This is a genomic window from Domibacillus sp. F004 (assembly GCF_057814295.1).
Window position 1 is genome coordinate 933,660 of sequence record NZ_JBVATB010000001.1, and the last position, 15,094, is coordinate 948,753.

The window sequence follows — 15,094 nt, forward strand, 5'->3', positions numbered from 1 at the left end:
TTCACTCGTACTATTAGTGGACTAATTATAAAGTAGTAGGGAGGACGACTTCCTCTTTATATTCATCAACTTCTGTTTGGGAAGAGGGCCCCTGACTTTGATTTGCAAGCGACTCAAGAGATAAAGCGATATGAATCCAAAATTGGCATTTTGAGGAAGATAAACTATCCTCTAAATACTGTTCAATCCGATCAATTCGATATCGTAGGGTATTCCGGTGAATATGTAAAGATTTAGCCGTGATTTCGCGATTGTAGCTATGGGATGCGAGACATTTTAGCGTTTCATAGAGTACTGAACCTCGTTCAGAAAGAAGTTCCTCCGGTAAGATGAGGTTTCGAAATTCCTGGGCTTTAGCTGAATCCATGCCGCTATAAAGAAGCAACTCGCCTCGTAATTCCTCTGCAAAATAGGCTCCTCCTGCAGGATCTGAAAACTGAACAAGTGGAGTTAAAGACTTTGCCTCCTGATAACTTTCAATCAAAGAAAGCCAATCTGTCTTCATTTCACCAAACACAAGAACAGGCACTATTTGCTTATAAATCGTTTGCACATGGTTATACAGATCTTTTAAATGGTTTTTAATTTCTGAATACTCAAGGCTAGAGGATATTAATAATGTTAGTCGTTCTTCATATATCTCACAGAAGCCGTCAATACCTTCCGTTTGATCAATCCACTTTGTACATTCATTACTCAAAAAATCCATCTCTATGGATAAGTCGATCGGTATCTTCTTTATTCCAGGAAGTACAAACCCTGCCATCCAATTCTCATTCGCGGTCAATCCAAGTTTATGCATTCTATCTTTCATTAATATAGAGGCTGTTTTGGGATTTTCAAATAGTAATTCCATTAACTCTGTTCTAAATTGTTTATTTGTAACCCCTACGATATGTTGATTTAGCTGGATATCTAAAAGAACAGTGGCCGCATACTTAAGGGCAAGCGCATGTGTTTCTTCCAACGGCTGATAAAAGTTGAAAAGCCAAAGGGTTCCCGAATCGTTTCCTTCAATTTGAAGTGGTACAGCCATTGCATAAGGAGAAGTTTTAGTTGATACATTCATAGGCTGTCCTTCTGCTATGATTGGTTTGTTTTCATGTAGATGATCAACCGAACGTTCATTTAATAGCTTGATGAGATGATCCATTGTTTGAGGAAGATTTATACGTTTTACTTCAGCAGGAATGATTTTATCCAAAACTTTGTTCATAGGATCAGTAATTACAGTGGGACATTTAAAGTGATCGGCAAGGTTGCGACACACATCCAAACTACTGTTTGAGGATTCTAATTTTTCTGTTAACTTAAAAGGCAACTTTTCGGTTAATTCTTTTTTTCTATACTCGCGCTTTACAATTTCTTGGTGAATAGAATGGGTTAGTTTAACGAATTGCACGTGAAATGGTACTTCTAAAATAGGGATAGCATATTTTTCCCCAAATTCCAAAACGGACGGGGGACATTCATTTAGATAACGACCGGTTGCAAACAAAATACCGGAAATTTGATGCCGTAAAAACCCATTAAGAAGCCTTTCTTCCGAGATTTTATCTTGAGGCCATACTTGTCCACAGGTTAAAAGCAGTTCACGCCCTTCGAGAAAGTGGCTCATATCGCCATGATCAATAACGTGTGCCCAGCGTATTTCACGGAACAAACCTCTTTTTCCGGCACGAACTGTTGCATTGTTCAATCCTGATAGAAGCATTGCTTCTTTTACAGTAATCATTAACTTCCTCCTTTGTGCAAATAGTACAAAAATTCAAAAAAGTTTGTATGATTTTAAGCGCAATATCCAATTGTAAGAAAAACGAATGAAATGCTATTATTCCTATTATAAGTTAGCGCTTACATTAAGTCTATACAGAATATTCCAAGGTTTTATTCATTAATGTAAACACTCGCTTTATCCACGACTCTGTAATGAAGAGTTGATTAATCAGATCGGGCAAACAAATTTAAATACGAAAGCTTTACAATCAAGAAATGGAGGATGCTAAGAGGATCAGTTCTATCCCACCATAGCATAGAGACAATCTATTTTTAAGGAGGATACTTACAATCCATCCAAGAAAGTATATGTAAAGTAAAAAAAGAGCTATAATGTATAACAAAAAGAGGACGTTAAATAGCGTTCTCTTTTTGTTGTACAGTTATTGTGATATGCAATCAAAGGGAATGAATAAAATAACGGCGTTACTTCATTTTCCAAAACAGCGATTTTTTCTTTTGTTCTGGTCGTTCAGATAAAGCTTTAAACAGCATACTGTTTGTTCTTCGCACCTCGTGTATGATCACGTTAATATGATCTGTGTTACGCTTAACCTCTTGTTTTAATGCTGCATTTTCTTTTTTCATAGCGGTAAGTTCGTCCATGATGGCAGCCAATAGTTCATTTGCCGCGCTGTTGTTTTTTACCTCGGCGTCAGACATTTTACTTGAAGGTGCCGGTGCCGTGGGTGTAGTACCCATCATTTCAGCTATATCGTTAAGGGGCAATTTCGATGAGGCTTTCAATTCTTTCATACGCATTAGCGTAGCAACGTCTTGTTCAACAAATAGACGAGATCTTTTGGGCTTAGCGATAACGTATCCATACCTCTCAAGTGCGATACTGTAATTTCGCACAGTGCTCTGGGATACACCTAATATCGCAGCCACTTCACTAGTCATATAGGATTTTACCAATTCTTCATCCATAGCAGGAACACCCCAAAAACGTAGATTATTAACTGTCTAATTGCGGTAATTAAACGATCGGATAAATAAAAAGGAAAAAGGACTCAAGCGTGAAAAACACCTGCTCAAGTCCTTTGTGTAAACGATCTTGTCCATACAATTTTATCGTATTTATGCAGCTTTTTCAAGCGGGTATAAAAAGGAGGATTGGGAAGCTATCTAATAAATATAGTGGAATATCGAATGTAAATCTGGCTAAGGTTTACGTTATTCTCGCCTCACCTTTTTTAAATAGGACAGGACAGGATCACTGTTTTTAAAGAAGCATAGGATCCAACCGCCGCATAACCGTAAAACCGTAAAACCAACCCATAAAAAGCCCGGCAATGAGATGGCCTCTATGGCTTACAAAAACAGATAGTAACAGACCTATAGCGAGTGCTACAGTCGGAACGTATGATTTAGGGATTTTAAAAAAGATTTTTATTAACTGTGTTAGTATCATTACTACAGGAACCGCAATAACGGCGTCCCAAAAATTTGTATGTATTGTAGGGAAATCCATAGTCACCCCGCCTTAGTGTTTTTCACTTTGAAAGATTTTTATTATAGTATTATCCGTTTATTAAAAGTTATCCGCGCATGTTAAGGAAGACCGAGGAAAGGACTTTTAAAGCCGGGTTTTTTGCCTTTACTACCAAATCAAGTGTATGATGGTACTCGTGCAACGACATTGGAAAGGACGAATATTGTGTATATTTCACCACTACCAGAAAAAATTGAACAAATCATAAAAGAAAGAAAGATGCAATTTCAGCAAGAATTTATAAACAATACGACAAATCAATACGTAGCGCAAGAGGAACATTTGTTAACCGATACGGTCATTACATTGGCACTGGGTAAAAATATTTTATTAAAAGGGCCGACCGGTTCGGGCAAGACAAAACTATCAGAATCACTTGCTGCCTATTTTGGCCAGCCTGTTCACAGTATTAACTGCTCTGTTGATCTTGATGCAGAAGCGATGCTCGGCTTTAAAACAATTATAGAAATAAACGGGAAAAATCGTATTGATTTTGTGGAAGGCCCGGTTATTCAAGCGATGAAAAAAGGGCATTTATTATATATAGATGAAATTAATATGGCCAAACCGGAAACATTGCCGATTTTAAATGGTGTTCTGGATTACCGCCGTCAAATAACGAATCCGTTTACAGGAGAAGTCGTTCAAGCCAAACCAACATTTAGTGTAATTGCCGCTATCAATGAAGGGTATGCTGGAACAGCACCTCTCAATGAAGCGCTTAAAAACCGATTTGTGACGTTTGAGATTCCGTATATTTCAGGTGATGTATTATTCAGCGTATTGAAGCAGGAATCTATTTTGCAGGACGAGCGCTTGATCCAGCAATTTGTGTTACTGTCTAATGATTTAACAACGCTTGTTGAAAGTGGCCGTCTGCCGGAAGAAGCGTCTTCTATCCGTGCACTTGTGGATGCATGTGATCTTGCGTTATATATTCCGCCAATGCGCGCCGTTGAGAGTGCAATTGCAGGAAAGCTCGATGATGAGCGGGAACAGGCAGCCGTGAGGAACGCAGCAGAAACGTGGTTCGGATAAGGTGGAACGGTTTATTCAATTTAACGATGAAACGGTTAATTCAGCCTTCTGGATGGAACTGTCGGATTTGGCTGCAGCTATAGCAGATGATGCAAATATGAAAGTAGAATTCGGCCCGCTTGCTTATTTACAGTATGACCCGGCTATTTTGTACATAAGTCATTTTTGGCAGCATCGTACTAAGCAGGAAGAGATAGATGGGATGAAATCAGATGTCTATTTACGTGCTCTCGGAACGAAGTCGTTTACAAATAAAGAAGACATCCAGCTTTTTATAGAAAAAAAACAATCATCTTTTGCTCGCCAGCTGCTCGCACTTGCAGAAGATATACGGATCGAGCCGCTCTGTGTTCAATTAAGACCTGGAATGAAAAAGGTGTTTAAGACGCGGAAGAGCGTCATGAGACGCTACCATGAAGGACAAATGGCCGTTAACATAGCGAAAGGCTTTTATGCAGACGCTGTATATAATGCACTCTATTTGCTTTGGCAGGCATCGTCTCCCTTTGAATGGCCGCAGATTAGTCCAATCATTGATCGTGCGCTTCCGTTTATCGACAGGACAGCCCATTCATTGTTTGATGCGCAGTCAACTGCCGATGTCATTCGCCTTGTCATCGATATTTCAGACGTAATAAATGATTTAGATGTACGTGATATGGTAAATGAATACAGCCACTTGCCGGAATATTACCAAGAAGAGTCAACTGCCGCTGTTGATCCAGGTAGACGGCGTGATCCTCTTGCAAATGATGATGAGCAAGATGAAAAAGAAAATGAGCAGTTTGATGAGCTATTTTCAACGTGGCACCGTGAATCGGAAGAGACGCGCGGTACGTTTATGCAGTTTGATCTAGAACAGGGCGCAAAAACGCCGATGATGGGGAATACGGCGCGTGAAGGCGACGAAGGGGACGCATCGCTTGCATCTGTGCAGGGACAGTCTAAAAAAACATCACGTGAACAGTACAACCGATTGCTCGTAGAACGCCGCGAGGCAGCGGAACAGTCTGACGATAACCGGTATGGAAAAGAGAATAAAGGAGCAAAGGCACTTTTTGAATCTCCACGTGATCCTTCTTATGAAGAGCGCGAACAGTACCGATTGTTAAAAGAAGAGACGGCCCCTGTCGTCCGCAAGTTAAAACGGATGATTGAAAAATCGATTGAAAAGAAAAAAACAAGTCCGCGTACACATTTATTGACAGGGCGTCTTGGCCGCCGTTTAATTCGTTTTTATACAGACGACAATCCGCGGCTTTTTTATAAAAAACAGGAGCCATCACGTGAGATTGATGCGGCTTTTTTCTTGTTGATTGACAGTTCTGCTTCTATGTATGACAAAATGGACGACGTGAAAAAAAGTACGGTACTCTTTCATGAGACATTAAAATCTCTTCGCGTTCCACATGAAATTACGGGTTTTTGGGAAGACACAGCTTCACTTTCTGCTCATATGAAACCGAATCATTTTTTAACGGCCGTTTCATTTGAACGTTCCTATCAATCAGAATCAGGTCCGCAAATATGTCAGCTACGACCGGAAGAAGACAACCGGGACGGCTTTGCGCTACGGATCGCGATTGAAAAAATGGAGCGACGAAGTGAACAGCGGAAGTTTTTAATCGTCTTTTCCGATGGAGAGCCATCCGCTGCTGATTATGATAAAAATGGTGTGCTTGACACACATGAAGCTGTTTTGCTTGCCCGAAAAAAAGGAATGACCGTTTTTAATGTATTTATCGGTGACGAAGCGTTGGACGAAGCTCGTCAGCAAACGATGAAAACAATTTATGGAAACGGCTCGATCATAGCACCCGATGTGTCAGAACTGCCAGCTGTTTTAACGCCTATTTTGAAAAAATTACTGTTTGAAAGCATTTAGAATAAAAAAAGCCGTTCCAGAAAAAATGCTGGAACGGCTTCTTTTATTATTTCAATCGAAGCAGGCGTTGTTTTAAATCATCTTCCATGACGATTAATTCTTCTTCCGCTGCTTTTCGTTTCGCCCGGCCGTCCTGCTGAATGCGGATCGTTTCTTCGAGCGTTGTAATTAAATTGTCTTGCGTTTTTTTCAATGTTTCGATGTCCACGAATCCGCGTTCATTTTCTTTCGCTGTTTCAATGGAGTTCACTTTGAGCATTTCTGAGTTTTTCAGAAGCAGTTCATTGGTTGTTTTTGACACTTGTTTTTGCGCTTCAACGGCTTTTTGCTGACGGACAAGGGTCAATGCAATAGCGATTTGATTTTTCCAAAGAGGGACAGCGGTTAAGATCGACGATTGAATTTTTTCTGCGAGCGCCTGGTTCGTATTTTGAATGAGACGAATTTGCGGTGCGCTTTGAATCGTAATCTGACGGCTTAATTTTAAATCATGAAGCCGTTTTTCAAGACGATCGGCAAATTGGATCATATCGTTTACATCCTGAAAATCCATTTGATCACCAGTTCGCTCTGCTTTTTGTCGAAGCTCGGGAATTGTTTTTGTTTCAATTTCCTCGAGCTTTAATTCACCGGCCGCAATGTATATATTAAGTGCTTGAAAATATTCCTTATTTTTATCGTATAATTGCTCAAGCATGCGTATATCCTCAACAAGTCCTCGTTTGGAATGTTCTAGTTTTACGCCAATTCGATCAATTTGTGAGCCAACTTTCTGATAGCGTGTCATGACTTCTTGGACGGAATCAGATACTTTACCGAACATACGGGAAAAAATATTTTTCTTTTCGTCACGCAGTTCCTCGGGATCCACGTTTTTTAGATTTTTCATAAGTTCATTTAAAATATCGCCGATTGGGCCTATATCTTTTCGCTGCACATGATCGAGCATGTGATGAGAGAAATCAGATAGTTTTGTTTGAGCGGCTGTTCCGAATGCAAAGATGGCTTGCTGGTTGCCGACATCAATTTGAGACGCCAGCTGCTGCGCTTTTTGCTGGTGTTCAGCAGGAAGAACGTCGACAAGGCGTTTCGATTGGGCAGAAGGCGTCGCAGTTGTTTCTGGTGCTGCCATCATATCACCGAACGGATCGGCCAGTAAATCATCTAATAAATCATCTTTTTTTGCGTCCATAGCGGGTACCGGTTGTGATTGAAATTCGTTGTTCATGTTCAGACGCTCCTTCCTTATCTTGTCCAAATGGAATTTCTTGTTTTTTTACTCTTCTTTGAGCCACATCAAGTTCAATCGTCAAATGTTCAATATCGCGCGCGAGTACCTGCCTAAGGTCTTCTTCAAGCGTTTTCGATAAATCACCTAATGTTTCTTTTGTTTCAATCAACGACTGTTTCAAGTCCTGACCTTTTACTTTTTTGCTTGATAAAAGCGCGGATTTTTCTGCCAGTTCGACAATTGAATCAAGATGAGAGTAAAAGAAAGGTTCAATTTCATAAAAGCGTTTCGGCTCTTTTTTGACGACTGAATAAATGCGCTTAACGAGGCTGTTTAATTCAATCATCTGCCGGAGGGAACTTAAACTGCGCACTTTTAAAAATAAGTGCTGCAGCCTAGAAAGCTTTACCTTCGCTTCTTGCAATTGACCCCGTATATAATAGTATTCTTTCCGATTTAATCCGTATTTTTTCTGAATTCGCATATTACTAAGATTCGTGTACAACACGAATACGATGGCAAACGAAAGGGCAAAAGCGCCGTATGCTAAAAATCCGTCAAATGGACTTGCTGCAAGCAGTGCAGCAACAAGAGAAGCAAGCGAACGCCTGAACCAATAAAAAGAATACCGCATCGTACATCCACTCCATATATTCATTTTGCTCTAGTGTGAGCGTTTCTATCTATTCTATACGGCTATTTTGAACAAATAGTTTCACTTTTTCTATGAAAAAGTACTTTCACTTACTGTACAAAAAAATAGGTTTTTATACAATAAAAAAGATGCCTTGATTACGCAAGGCATCCCAAGTCTTACTTTGTCGCTTTTTCAGCAGGGGGGTGTGTTTGAAAATATTTACGTCCGAGCCATGATTGGAAGATTAAAATTAATCCACTAACCGCCCAGTAAATAGGCAATGCAGCCGGTGCGGTAACAGAAAAAACTAAAATCATGACGGGTGACAGCAAACCAATAAATTTCATTTGCTGCTGCTGTTCAGCAGGCATTGTCTGCATGGAAACTCTAAATTGAAAATAATATATAATTCCAGCAATAATGGCCATCGCAATATCCGGATTTCCGAGGCGGAACCATAAAAATTCATGAGATTGAATATCTGGTGAAATAGTAATGCCATAATACAGCCCCATCCATATCGGGATTTGAAGAAGCATAGGCAAGCAACCCATCGCCATCGGATTAATGCCGTGCTCTTTATACAGTCCCATCATTTCCATTTGAATTTTACGCTGTTCTTCCGGCTCTTTTTCTGCTTTCAAACGGTCTTGAATGGCTGTCAATTTTGGTTTTACAACTTCCATTTTTTGACGCATCACCGCTTGCTTTTTCATCGAATTTAGCATGAGCGGCATTAAAATCAATCGAACGATAATGGTAATTACAATAATAGCTAAACCGTAACTTCCGAGCATTTCGCCAAGGGCGTGAATAAGTTTGACGAATGGATTGACTAAATAGTCATGAAAAAAATGGCCTTCCGTCTGCGCACTTTGACAGCCCGATAATACGATAGCTGACAGCAAAGTGAGCGCGAGTAATAATTGTTTTTTCAAATTGATTTTCCTCCTGCACCTGAAATCAGGCAAGTTGCTTTAGACAAAAAAAGTATACTCTATTTTATCAATGAAAACAATGAACTAGCAAAACAATATTGTTAACTATTAAAATTATTAGGTTGACAAAGAAGATTCTTTTCCTTTATTCTGGCAAGAGAAGAAAAGGAGTGAAAGAGATGTTGAAATGGAGCAGGTTAGCGGAAAAGGTGTTAACAGGAGGTGAATGTTCAAACGAGGAAGCGATGTCCATCTTGAATTGCCCAGATGAAGAGCTATTGCTTCTATTGGATGGTGCATATAAAATTCGCCGTCATTATTACGGGAATAAAGTGAAGTTAAATATGATCATTAATACGAAATCCGGGATTTGTCCAGAAGACTGCGGCTATTGTTCACAATCGATTCGTTCAAGTGCACCAATTGAAAAGTACCGGATGATGGAAAAAGAGCAGATTGTCTCAGCCGCAGAAAAAGCCTATTCACTTGGTGCGGGTACCTATTGCATTGTTGCAAGTGGACGTGGACCATCAAAAAAAGAACTCGAAACGGTTGTTGGGGCAGTGAAAGAAATAAAAGAAAAGTATCCGATGCGTATTTGTGCCTGTCTAGGGCTATTAAAATCAGATCAGGCGCATCAGTTGAGAGAAGCGGGTGTTGATCGATATAATCATAATATTAATACATCTAAAAACCATCATGAAGTGATTACGACGACTCATACATACGATGACAGGACAGAAACGGTCCAGCATGTGAAAGATAGCGGCATGTCACCTTGTTCGGGTGTCATTATTGGCATGGGGGAAACAAAAGAGGATGTCGTAACGATGGCAAAAAGTTTACGTGCGCTCGATGCAGATTCGATTCCTGTTAATTTCCTGCATGCGATTCCAGGAACACCGCTTGAAAATGCGGTGCCATTGACACCGGCTTACTGTTTAAAAGTGCTTTGTTTATTCCGTTTTATTAATCCGTCCAAAGAAATCCGTATTTCTGGTGGACGAGAAGTGAATTTACGTTCGTTGCAGCCGTTCGGACTCTATGCGGCTAATTCTATTTTTCTCGGCAATTATTTGACGACGGAGGGACAAGCGGTAACGGCTGACCATAAAATGATCGAAGAAATGGGCTTTGTTGTCGAAACAGCCGATGAGCAAACACCTGTGATTGGATAAAAGAAGTGATCCCAGTGAAGGGATCACTTCTTCTTTTTATGGTACCATTTTAAAAAATGAATGGAGGGTGAAGATGACAAAGGAAAAGATGGAGCTCTATCGTTACACACACAGGATTGATGAAAAGAAGGTACAGGCATTTAAAGAAGCAATTCATCTCGATGATTCCACCAATCGTGAGATTCCGCCGACATATGCGACGGTCATCGATTTTCAAGGGGGCATGTCATTCGAAAAGTTAACAGACTTGCTTACATTCGACCCATCTTGTGTCCTGCATGGCAGTCAGCAATACGAATACAAAAAACCTGTTTATATAGGGGACAAGATTGAAGCGGTCGTTTTTTTAATCGGGAAAACAATAAAAAGAGGCATGACATTTGCGAAGCTTGAAACGGAATACAAGCGGAACGGCGAAACAGTGATCATCTCCCGGTCGACGGTTATTGAGCAGAAAGGAGCTACACATGTTTAACCCGATATATATGACGATCACACGTGAACAAATAGAACAATATGCGAAAGCTTCAGGTGATTTCAATCCGATTCACACGGATCCTAAAGCGGCTAAAAAAGCAGGTTTACCAGGCTGTATTGCCCATGGAATGCTTATCATGGCCCTTGGAAGCCACGCTTTAAATGAATGGGGTTTGCCTTCATTAGCAGCATATGACGTTCGTTTTTTAGCGATGACCTATCCGGGTGAGGGGCTTGTTTTAAAAGGAGAATGGATGGATGAGAAAGCAGGAAAAGGGAAGCTGACTGTTGAAAGTGAAGCGGGCGAAGTGAAAATGAAAGGGATGTTTACTGCCAATTCATAAAGGAAAAGCCGTCAATAATGACGGCTTTTTTTACCCAATTAAAATGCGTTCTTTCGGATAATGATAGGAATCCTTTATTTCTTTCCCGCGAATAAGGAAAAGCAGTGAGAACAATCCAATACGTCCGATGAACATGAGTACAATTAAAATGATTTTAGCGGGTGTGCCTAAATCGCTGGTAATGCCGAGAGAAGAACCAGTCGTTCCAAAAGCCGATGACACTTCATAAAGAAGCGGCAGCAATGAAATATTAGGTTGGAAATAAGACATCAACATAATGGACAGGCCCCATATAAATGTTCCTGTGACGACGACAACAAATGAACGGTGAACATCAATTGGATGAACTTCGCGATTGAAGATTTTAATTGTATCTTTCCCGCGTGCAAATGCAAACACACTAAGAACGGCAATCGCCACCGTCGTCGTTCGGAGCCCGCCGCCGACGCTTGAAGGAGAGGCCCCAATAAACATTAAAAAGGACAATAAAATGAGCGTGGATGATGAAAACTCATTTAAATCCAACGTAGTTAATCCGCCGCTTCTGGCCGCAATCGATTGAAATGAAGCGTAAAAGAACGATTCATGCCACATTTTATCGAGAAAAAAATGATAGCGTTCAAAGAAGAAGATGCCTGCTGTCCCAACGACGACTAAAATCGCGTGCATCGTTACTGTTATTTTTGTAAATAAACTAAATTGATATTTGCGTGAACCACGGTATGTGATAAAGTCTTTCACTTCCATTAATACAGGAAAACCGATTGCGCCAAGAATAATTAAAGTGGCATTGACAAACTGAACGAAATAATCATGTGCAAATGGAATGAGTGACGCTCTCGTAATATCGAATCCGCCATTTGTCGTGGCACTGATAGACCCAAATAGCCCCTGCAAAAAGGATTCGGACCATGTCGGATAATATTGTGTGAAATAAATGCCAAGAATGATTGCACCGATTGCTTCAATGGTTAGAATGAGTAAAAAGATTTCTCTCATTAATTTTACGAGGCCATTAAAATCGATTAAATTTTGATCCGCCATAATGAGCTGCCGCTCGCGTATTCCAATTCTTTTTCCAAATAAAATCCATATCATGGAGCTGATTGTCATAATTCCAACGCCACCGACTTGCAAAATGAGCATGATGAAAAAGTAACCAGTCGTACTAAACGTATCGGCCACACTGACAGGTGACAACCCCGTAACGCTCAGTGCACTGACAGCAACGAAAACGGCATTGATAAAGGTAATGTCGACACCCGGTTTATGTGCGACTGGCAGCAGCAGCAAAATACTTGAAAAAATCACGCCGGTTAAATAAAGAAGAACAATTAATTGGAATGGGGACAGCTTAAGCTTGATCTCTTTTTTTGATTTCAAATTGATTATCATAATATTGCTCCACCGTTCATGTTGATTTGATCACTTCTTTTAGTTGGTGAACAGCTTTCTCTAAAACAGCTACCGGCTGAACGAGGGCAATACGGACATATCCAATGCCGCCTGTACCGAATGCGCTGCCTGGAATCATCACGACACTTGAATGGTCAATGGCATCAAAAACGAAGGCACGGTCATCGGTACCATACGGGATTTTCGCCCATAAAAACATACCTCCATCCGGTTTGGATACGGTCCAGCCGATAGTATGCAGCCCATTGACAAGTGCATCACGCCGCGCTGTAAATTCAGCACGGAGATGGTTCGTTATCTCTTCTGCATGATCGAGTGCTGTTGCTGCAGCTTCCTGAATCGGTGCGAACACCCCGTAGTCAAGATTAGATTTCAACTGTTTTAAAATGGAAATCATATCCGAATTGCCGACGATATAAGCAATACGCGCCCCGGCAAGGCTAAAGCTTTTAGACAAAGAATTAATTTCAATTCCAACATCCATTGCACCTGGAATAGATAAAAAGCTAAATGGTTTTGTACCGGTAAAATAAAATTCCGAATACGCTGCATCATGCAGCACAGCAATATGATATTGACGGGCGATCGCGATTATCTTTTCAAAAAAAGCTTTATTCGGCATGGCTGGAACAGGGTTACCGGGCAAATTTAGGATCATAAGCTTTGCTTTTTTTAGAACGTCTTCTGGAACGGCTGAAATATCTGGTAAAAATCCGTTTTCTTCTACCAACGGCATATAATAAGGAACCGCACCGGCAAGTGCAATGCCTGACTCATAGGCCACATAAGCAGGATTCGTGATAAGAACGGTATCGCCTGGATTACAAAACGCAAGTGGCAAATGCACAAGTCCTTCCTGAGACCCCATAGTCTGAACAATGTCTGTTTCTGGATTTAGTTTAATGCCAGACCGGCGAGTGTAATAATCAGCAACGGATTGATGAAAGCGTATCGTCCCACCGAGCGTATAACCGTACGAAGAAAACGCTGTACTTTCTTTGGCAAGAACATTTCTGATTTTTTCATCGGGGGGTAAATCGGGGCTGCCTAAGCTGAGATCAATTAGATCAGCGCCTTCTCGCCTTTTTATATCTGTATACGTCTTTAAATCGCTGAAAATCGATGGCTGAAACGAAGCCATTTTGATAGAAGGTTCAATAATCAAAAGGAGCACTCCTTATGTATCAATATGTATAGATAGGCAATATTTTATCATATTTCAAGCAGGAAAACCGCTCATTCTAAATTGGGAAAAGAAGCTGAAGACAAAAATGTCAAGAACTTCTAAGATATAGCCACACAAATCGTATTAACAGCATGTAAAGTTATGATAAAATGATATATGTCCTGAATGAAAAAGAGTACGAATGACAGGTGACTTTTCAAGTGAAATAAATAAAGGTGGGAAAATGGTTTTGGAAAAAAAAGAATACAGAGTGCTGCTCTACTATAACTATGTCACAATTGATAACCCCGAAGAGTTTGCACAAGAGCATTTAAGCTTTTGCAAAGAGCTCGGACTAAAGGGGCGTATTTTAGTTGCACAGGAAGGGATCAACGGAACGGTTTCTGGAACAATTGAGCAGACGGATGCTTATATAAAAGCAATGAAGAGCGATTCTCGCTTTGAAGACATGGAATTTAAAATAGATGAAGTGGATGAACATGCGTTTAAAAAAATGCACGTCCGTCCCCGAAAAGAATTAGTGACGCTGCGGCTTGAAGATGACATTAACCCGAGACAAACGACAGGGAAGCATCTCGATCCTAAAACTTTTTTTGAACAAATGCAGTCGGAAGATACAGTTGTGATTGATGCCAGAAATGACTATGAATATGAATTAGGTCATTTCAGAGGTGCGATTAAGCCAGATATTGAAACATTCCGTGATCTGCCCGAATGGATACGTCAAAATAAAGAACAGTTTGCGGATAAAAAAATCTTAACCTATTGCACAGGCGGCATACGCTGCGAAAAATTTTCAGGATGGCTGTTAAAAGAAGGATTTGAAGATGTTGCACAGCTTCACGGCGGAATTATCACATACGGAAAAGATCCGGAAGTAAAAGGCCAGCTGTGGGATGGACAATGCTACGTATTTGATGAACGAATTGGTGTGCCGATCAATCAAGTGGAGCACGTGATCGTAGGAAGAGATTACTTTACGAATGAACCGTGTGAACGCTATGTAAATTGTGCAAATCCAGAATGCAACAAGCAAATCCTTTGCTCAGAAGAAAATGAACATCTCTACATGAGAAGCTGTTCGCATGAATGCCGGACACATCCTCGCAATCGTTACGTCGCTGAACATGGGCTGACGGATGAAGAGGCAGCGGAAAGAGCAAAAATACCTGTTTCATAAAACAGGTTAGACGTGAGACGTTTTTACGAGACAGCTATTAAAAAAGATTGATCAAAACGAGTGAACGATACCCGTTTTTGATCAATCTTTTTTTAAAATAATTTATTCGCTTTTATCCTTAACCAACTGTATTTTTTCCTTTTTTGGTTCCTCTTCGTCATCGATAATGCCTTTTGTTGACTTCTTAAATTCTGATAATGTTTTCCCGACGGCTCCGCCAATCTCCGGCAGTTTTTTCGGGCCAAAAAGAATTAAGACAATCACAAGAATAACAATTAACCCAGGTACGCCGATTCCAGAAAGTCCCATGTTT

Annotated in this window: 14 protein-coding genes and 1 pseudogene; 6 read left to right on the forward strand and 9 right to left on the reverse strand. The window is 40.4% G+C overall.

The annotated features are described in order from the left end of the window. Positions 1-25: 25 nt before the first annotated feature. The 3 genes and pseudogenes from ACZYRN_RS04895 to ACZYRN_RS04905 form a co-directional block, all read right to left on the reverse strand. Complete coding sequence (locus ACZYRN_RS04895) at positions 26-1,735, reverse strand: PucR family transcriptional regulator (RefSeq protein ID WP_488910381.1); 1,710 nt, start codon at positions 1,733-1,735, stop codon at positions 26-28. 467 nt (positions 1,736-2,202) lie between these two features. Next, entirely contained in the window at positions 2,203-2,706 is a 504-nt protein-coding gene (locus ACZYRN_RS04900; protein WP_488910382.1) for a helix-turn-helix domain-containing protein, read from the reverse strand. A gap of 266 nt (positions 2,707-2,972) precedes the next feature. Next, positions 2,973-3,250 (reverse strand): annotated as a pseudogene (locus ACZYRN_RS04905) (hypothetical protein). 120 nt (positions 3,251-3,370) lie between these two features. Here ACZYRN_RS04905 and ACZYRN_RS04910 point away from each other — a divergent pair. Further along, positions 3,371-4,309, forward strand: a complete 939-nt coding sequence (locus ACZYRN_RS04910; RefSeq protein WP_488910383.1) for an ATP-binding protein — start codon at positions 3,371-3,373, stop codon at positions 4,307-4,309. A 1-nt stretch (position 4,310) separates the two neighbouring features. Continuing rightward, the gene (locus tag ACZYRN_RS04915; RefSeq protein WP_488910384.1) at positions 4,311-6,194 is read left to right on the forward strand and encodes a vWA domain-containing protein; all 1,884 of its coding nucleotides are present in this window, start codon (positions 4,311-4,313) and stop codon (positions 6,192-6,194) included. A gap of 46 nt (positions 6,195-6,240) precedes the next feature. On the opposite strand, the gene ACZYRN_RS04920 is transcribed toward ACZYRN_RS04915, so the two are convergent. The 3 genes from ACZYRN_RS04920 to yidC all read right to left on the reverse strand — a co-directional run bounded on the left by ACZYRN_RS04920 (position 6,241) and on the right by yidC (position 9,000). Continuing rightward, the gene (locus tag ACZYRN_RS04920; protein ID WP_488910385.1) at positions 6,241-7,422 is read right to left on the reverse strand and encodes a toxic anion resistance protein; all 1,182 of its coding nucleotides are present in this window, start codon (positions 7,420-7,422) and stop codon (positions 6,241-6,243) included. Beyond that, the gene (locus tag ACZYRN_RS04925; protein ID WP_488910386.1) at positions 7,367-8,059 is read right to left on the reverse strand and encodes a 5-bromo-4-chloroindolyl phosphate hydrolysis family protein; all 693 of its coding nucleotides are present in this window, start codon (positions 8,057-8,059) and stop codon (positions 7,367-7,369) included. The genes ACZYRN_RS04920 and ACZYRN_RS04925 overlap by 56 nt, the downstream gene beginning before the upstream one ends. 179 nt (positions 8,060-8,238) lie before the next feature. After that, the gene (gene yidC / locus ACZYRN_RS04930) at positions 8,239-9,000 is read right to left on the reverse strand and encodes a membrane protein insertase YidC (protein WP_488910387.1); all 762 of its coding nucleotides are present in this window, start codon (positions 8,998-9,000) and stop codon (positions 8,239-8,241) included. 179 nt (positions 9,001-9,179) lie between these two features. On the opposite strand from yidC, the gene bioB reads away from it, so the two are divergent. From bioB to ACZYRN_RS04945, 3 genes are all read left to right on the forward strand, one after another. Further along, positions 9,180-10,178, forward strand: coding sequence for a biotin synthase BioB (bioB, locus tag ACZYRN_RS04935; RefSeq protein ID WP_488910388.1), 999 nt, complete (start codon positions 9,180-9,182; stop codon positions 10,176-10,178). A gap of 73 nt (positions 10,179-10,251) precedes the next feature. Next, positions 10,252-10,653, forward strand: a complete 402-nt coding sequence (locus ACZYRN_RS04940) for an FAS1-like dehydratase domain-containing protein (protein WP_488910389.1) — start codon at positions 10,252-10,254, stop codon at positions 10,651-10,653. Beyond that, positions 10,646-10,999 (forward strand): MaoC family dehydratase, encoded by a 354-nt coding sequence (locus tag ACZYRN_RS04945; RefSeq protein WP_488910390.1) that lies wholly within the window; start codon positions 10,646-10,648, stop codon positions 10,997-10,999. Before ACZYRN_RS04940 ends, ACZYRN_RS04945 begins: the two co-directional genes overlap by 8 nt. Before the next feature lie 30 nt (positions 11,000-11,029). Here the strand turns inward: ACZYRN_RS04945 and ACZYRN_RS04950 are convergent, their stop codons facing one another. Together ACZYRN_RS04950 and ACZYRN_RS04955 are read right to left on the reverse strand one after the other, a co-directional pair. Continuing rightward, complete coding sequence (locus ACZYRN_RS04950; protein WP_488910391.1) at positions 11,030-12,394, reverse strand: TrkH family potassium uptake protein; 1,365 nt, start codon at positions 12,392-12,394, stop codon at positions 11,030-11,032. Between the two features lie 16 nt (positions 12,395-12,410). Further along, positions 12,411-13,580: an aminotransferase class I/II-fold pyridoxal phosphate-dependent enzyme gene (locus ACZYRN_RS04955; protein ID WP_488910392.1), complete on the reverse strand. Its 1,170-nt coding sequence runs from the start codon at positions 13,578-13,580 to the stop codon at positions 12,411-12,413. 244 nt (positions 13,581-13,824) lie between these two features. Here ACZYRN_RS04955 and trhO point away from each other — a divergent pair, with 244 nt between their 5' ends. Continuing rightward, positions 13,825-14,781, forward strand: a complete 957-nt coding sequence (trhO, locus tag ACZYRN_RS04960) for an oxygen-dependent tRNA uridine(34) hydroxylase TrhO (RefSeq protein ID WP_488910393.1) — start codon at positions 13,825-13,827, stop codon at positions 14,779-14,781. A gap of 102 nt (positions 14,782-14,883) precedes the next feature. Here the strand turns inward: trhO and tatA are convergent, their stop codons facing one another. After that, positions 14,884-15,090, reverse strand: a complete 207-nt coding sequence (gene tatA / locus ACZYRN_RS04965; RefSeq protein WP_488910394.1) for a twin-arginine translocase TatA/TatE family subunit — start codon at positions 15,088-15,090, stop codon at positions 14,884-14,886. Between the last annotated feature and the right edge of the window lie 4 nt (positions 15,091-15,094).

What these genes read in the sequence shown, in the direction of transcription:
- ACZYRN_RS04895 (WP_488910381.1), bottom strand. Translation starts at nt 1,735, where the DNA reads ATGATTACTGTAAAAGAAGCAATGCTTCTATCAGGATTGAACAATGCA.
- ACZYRN_RS04900 (WP_488910382.1), bottom strand. Translation starts at nt 2,706, where the DNA reads ATGGATGAAGAATTGGTAAAATCCTATATGACTAGTGAAGTGGCTGCG.
- ACZYRN_RS04920 (WP_488910385.1), bottom strand. Translation starts at nt 7,422, where the DNA reads ATGAACAACGAATTTCAATCACAACCGGTACCCGCTATGGACGCAAAA.
- ACZYRN_RS04925 (WP_488910386.1), bottom strand. Translation starts at nt 8,059, where the DNA reads ATGCGGTATTCTTTTTATTGGTTCAGGCGTTCGCTTGCTTCTCTTGTT.
- bioB (WP_488910388.1), top strand. Translation starts at nt 9,180, where the DNA reads ATGTTGAAATGGAGCAGGTTAGCGGAAAAGGTGTTAACAGGAGGTGAA.
- ACZYRN_RS04940 (WP_488910389.1), top strand. Translation starts at nt 10,252, where the DNA reads ATGACAAAGGAAAAGATGGAGCTCTATCGTTACACACACAGGATTGAT.
- ACZYRN_RS04945 (WP_488910390.1), top strand. Translation starts at nt 10,646, where the DNA reads ATGTTTAACCCGATATATATGACGATCACACGTGAACAAATAGAACAA.
- ACZYRN_RS04950 (WP_488910391.1), bottom strand. Translation starts at nt 12,394, where the DNA reads ATGATAATCAATTTGAAATCAAAAAAAGAGATCAAGCTTAAGCTGTCC.
- trhO (WP_488910393.1), top strand. Translation starts at nt 13,825, where the DNA reads ATGGTTTTGGAAAAAAAAGAATACAGAGTGCTGCTCTACTATAACTAT.
- tatA (WP_488910394.1), bottom strand. Translation starts at nt 15,090, where the DNA reads ATGGGACTTTCTGGAATCGGCGTACCTGGGTTAATTGTTATTCTTGTG.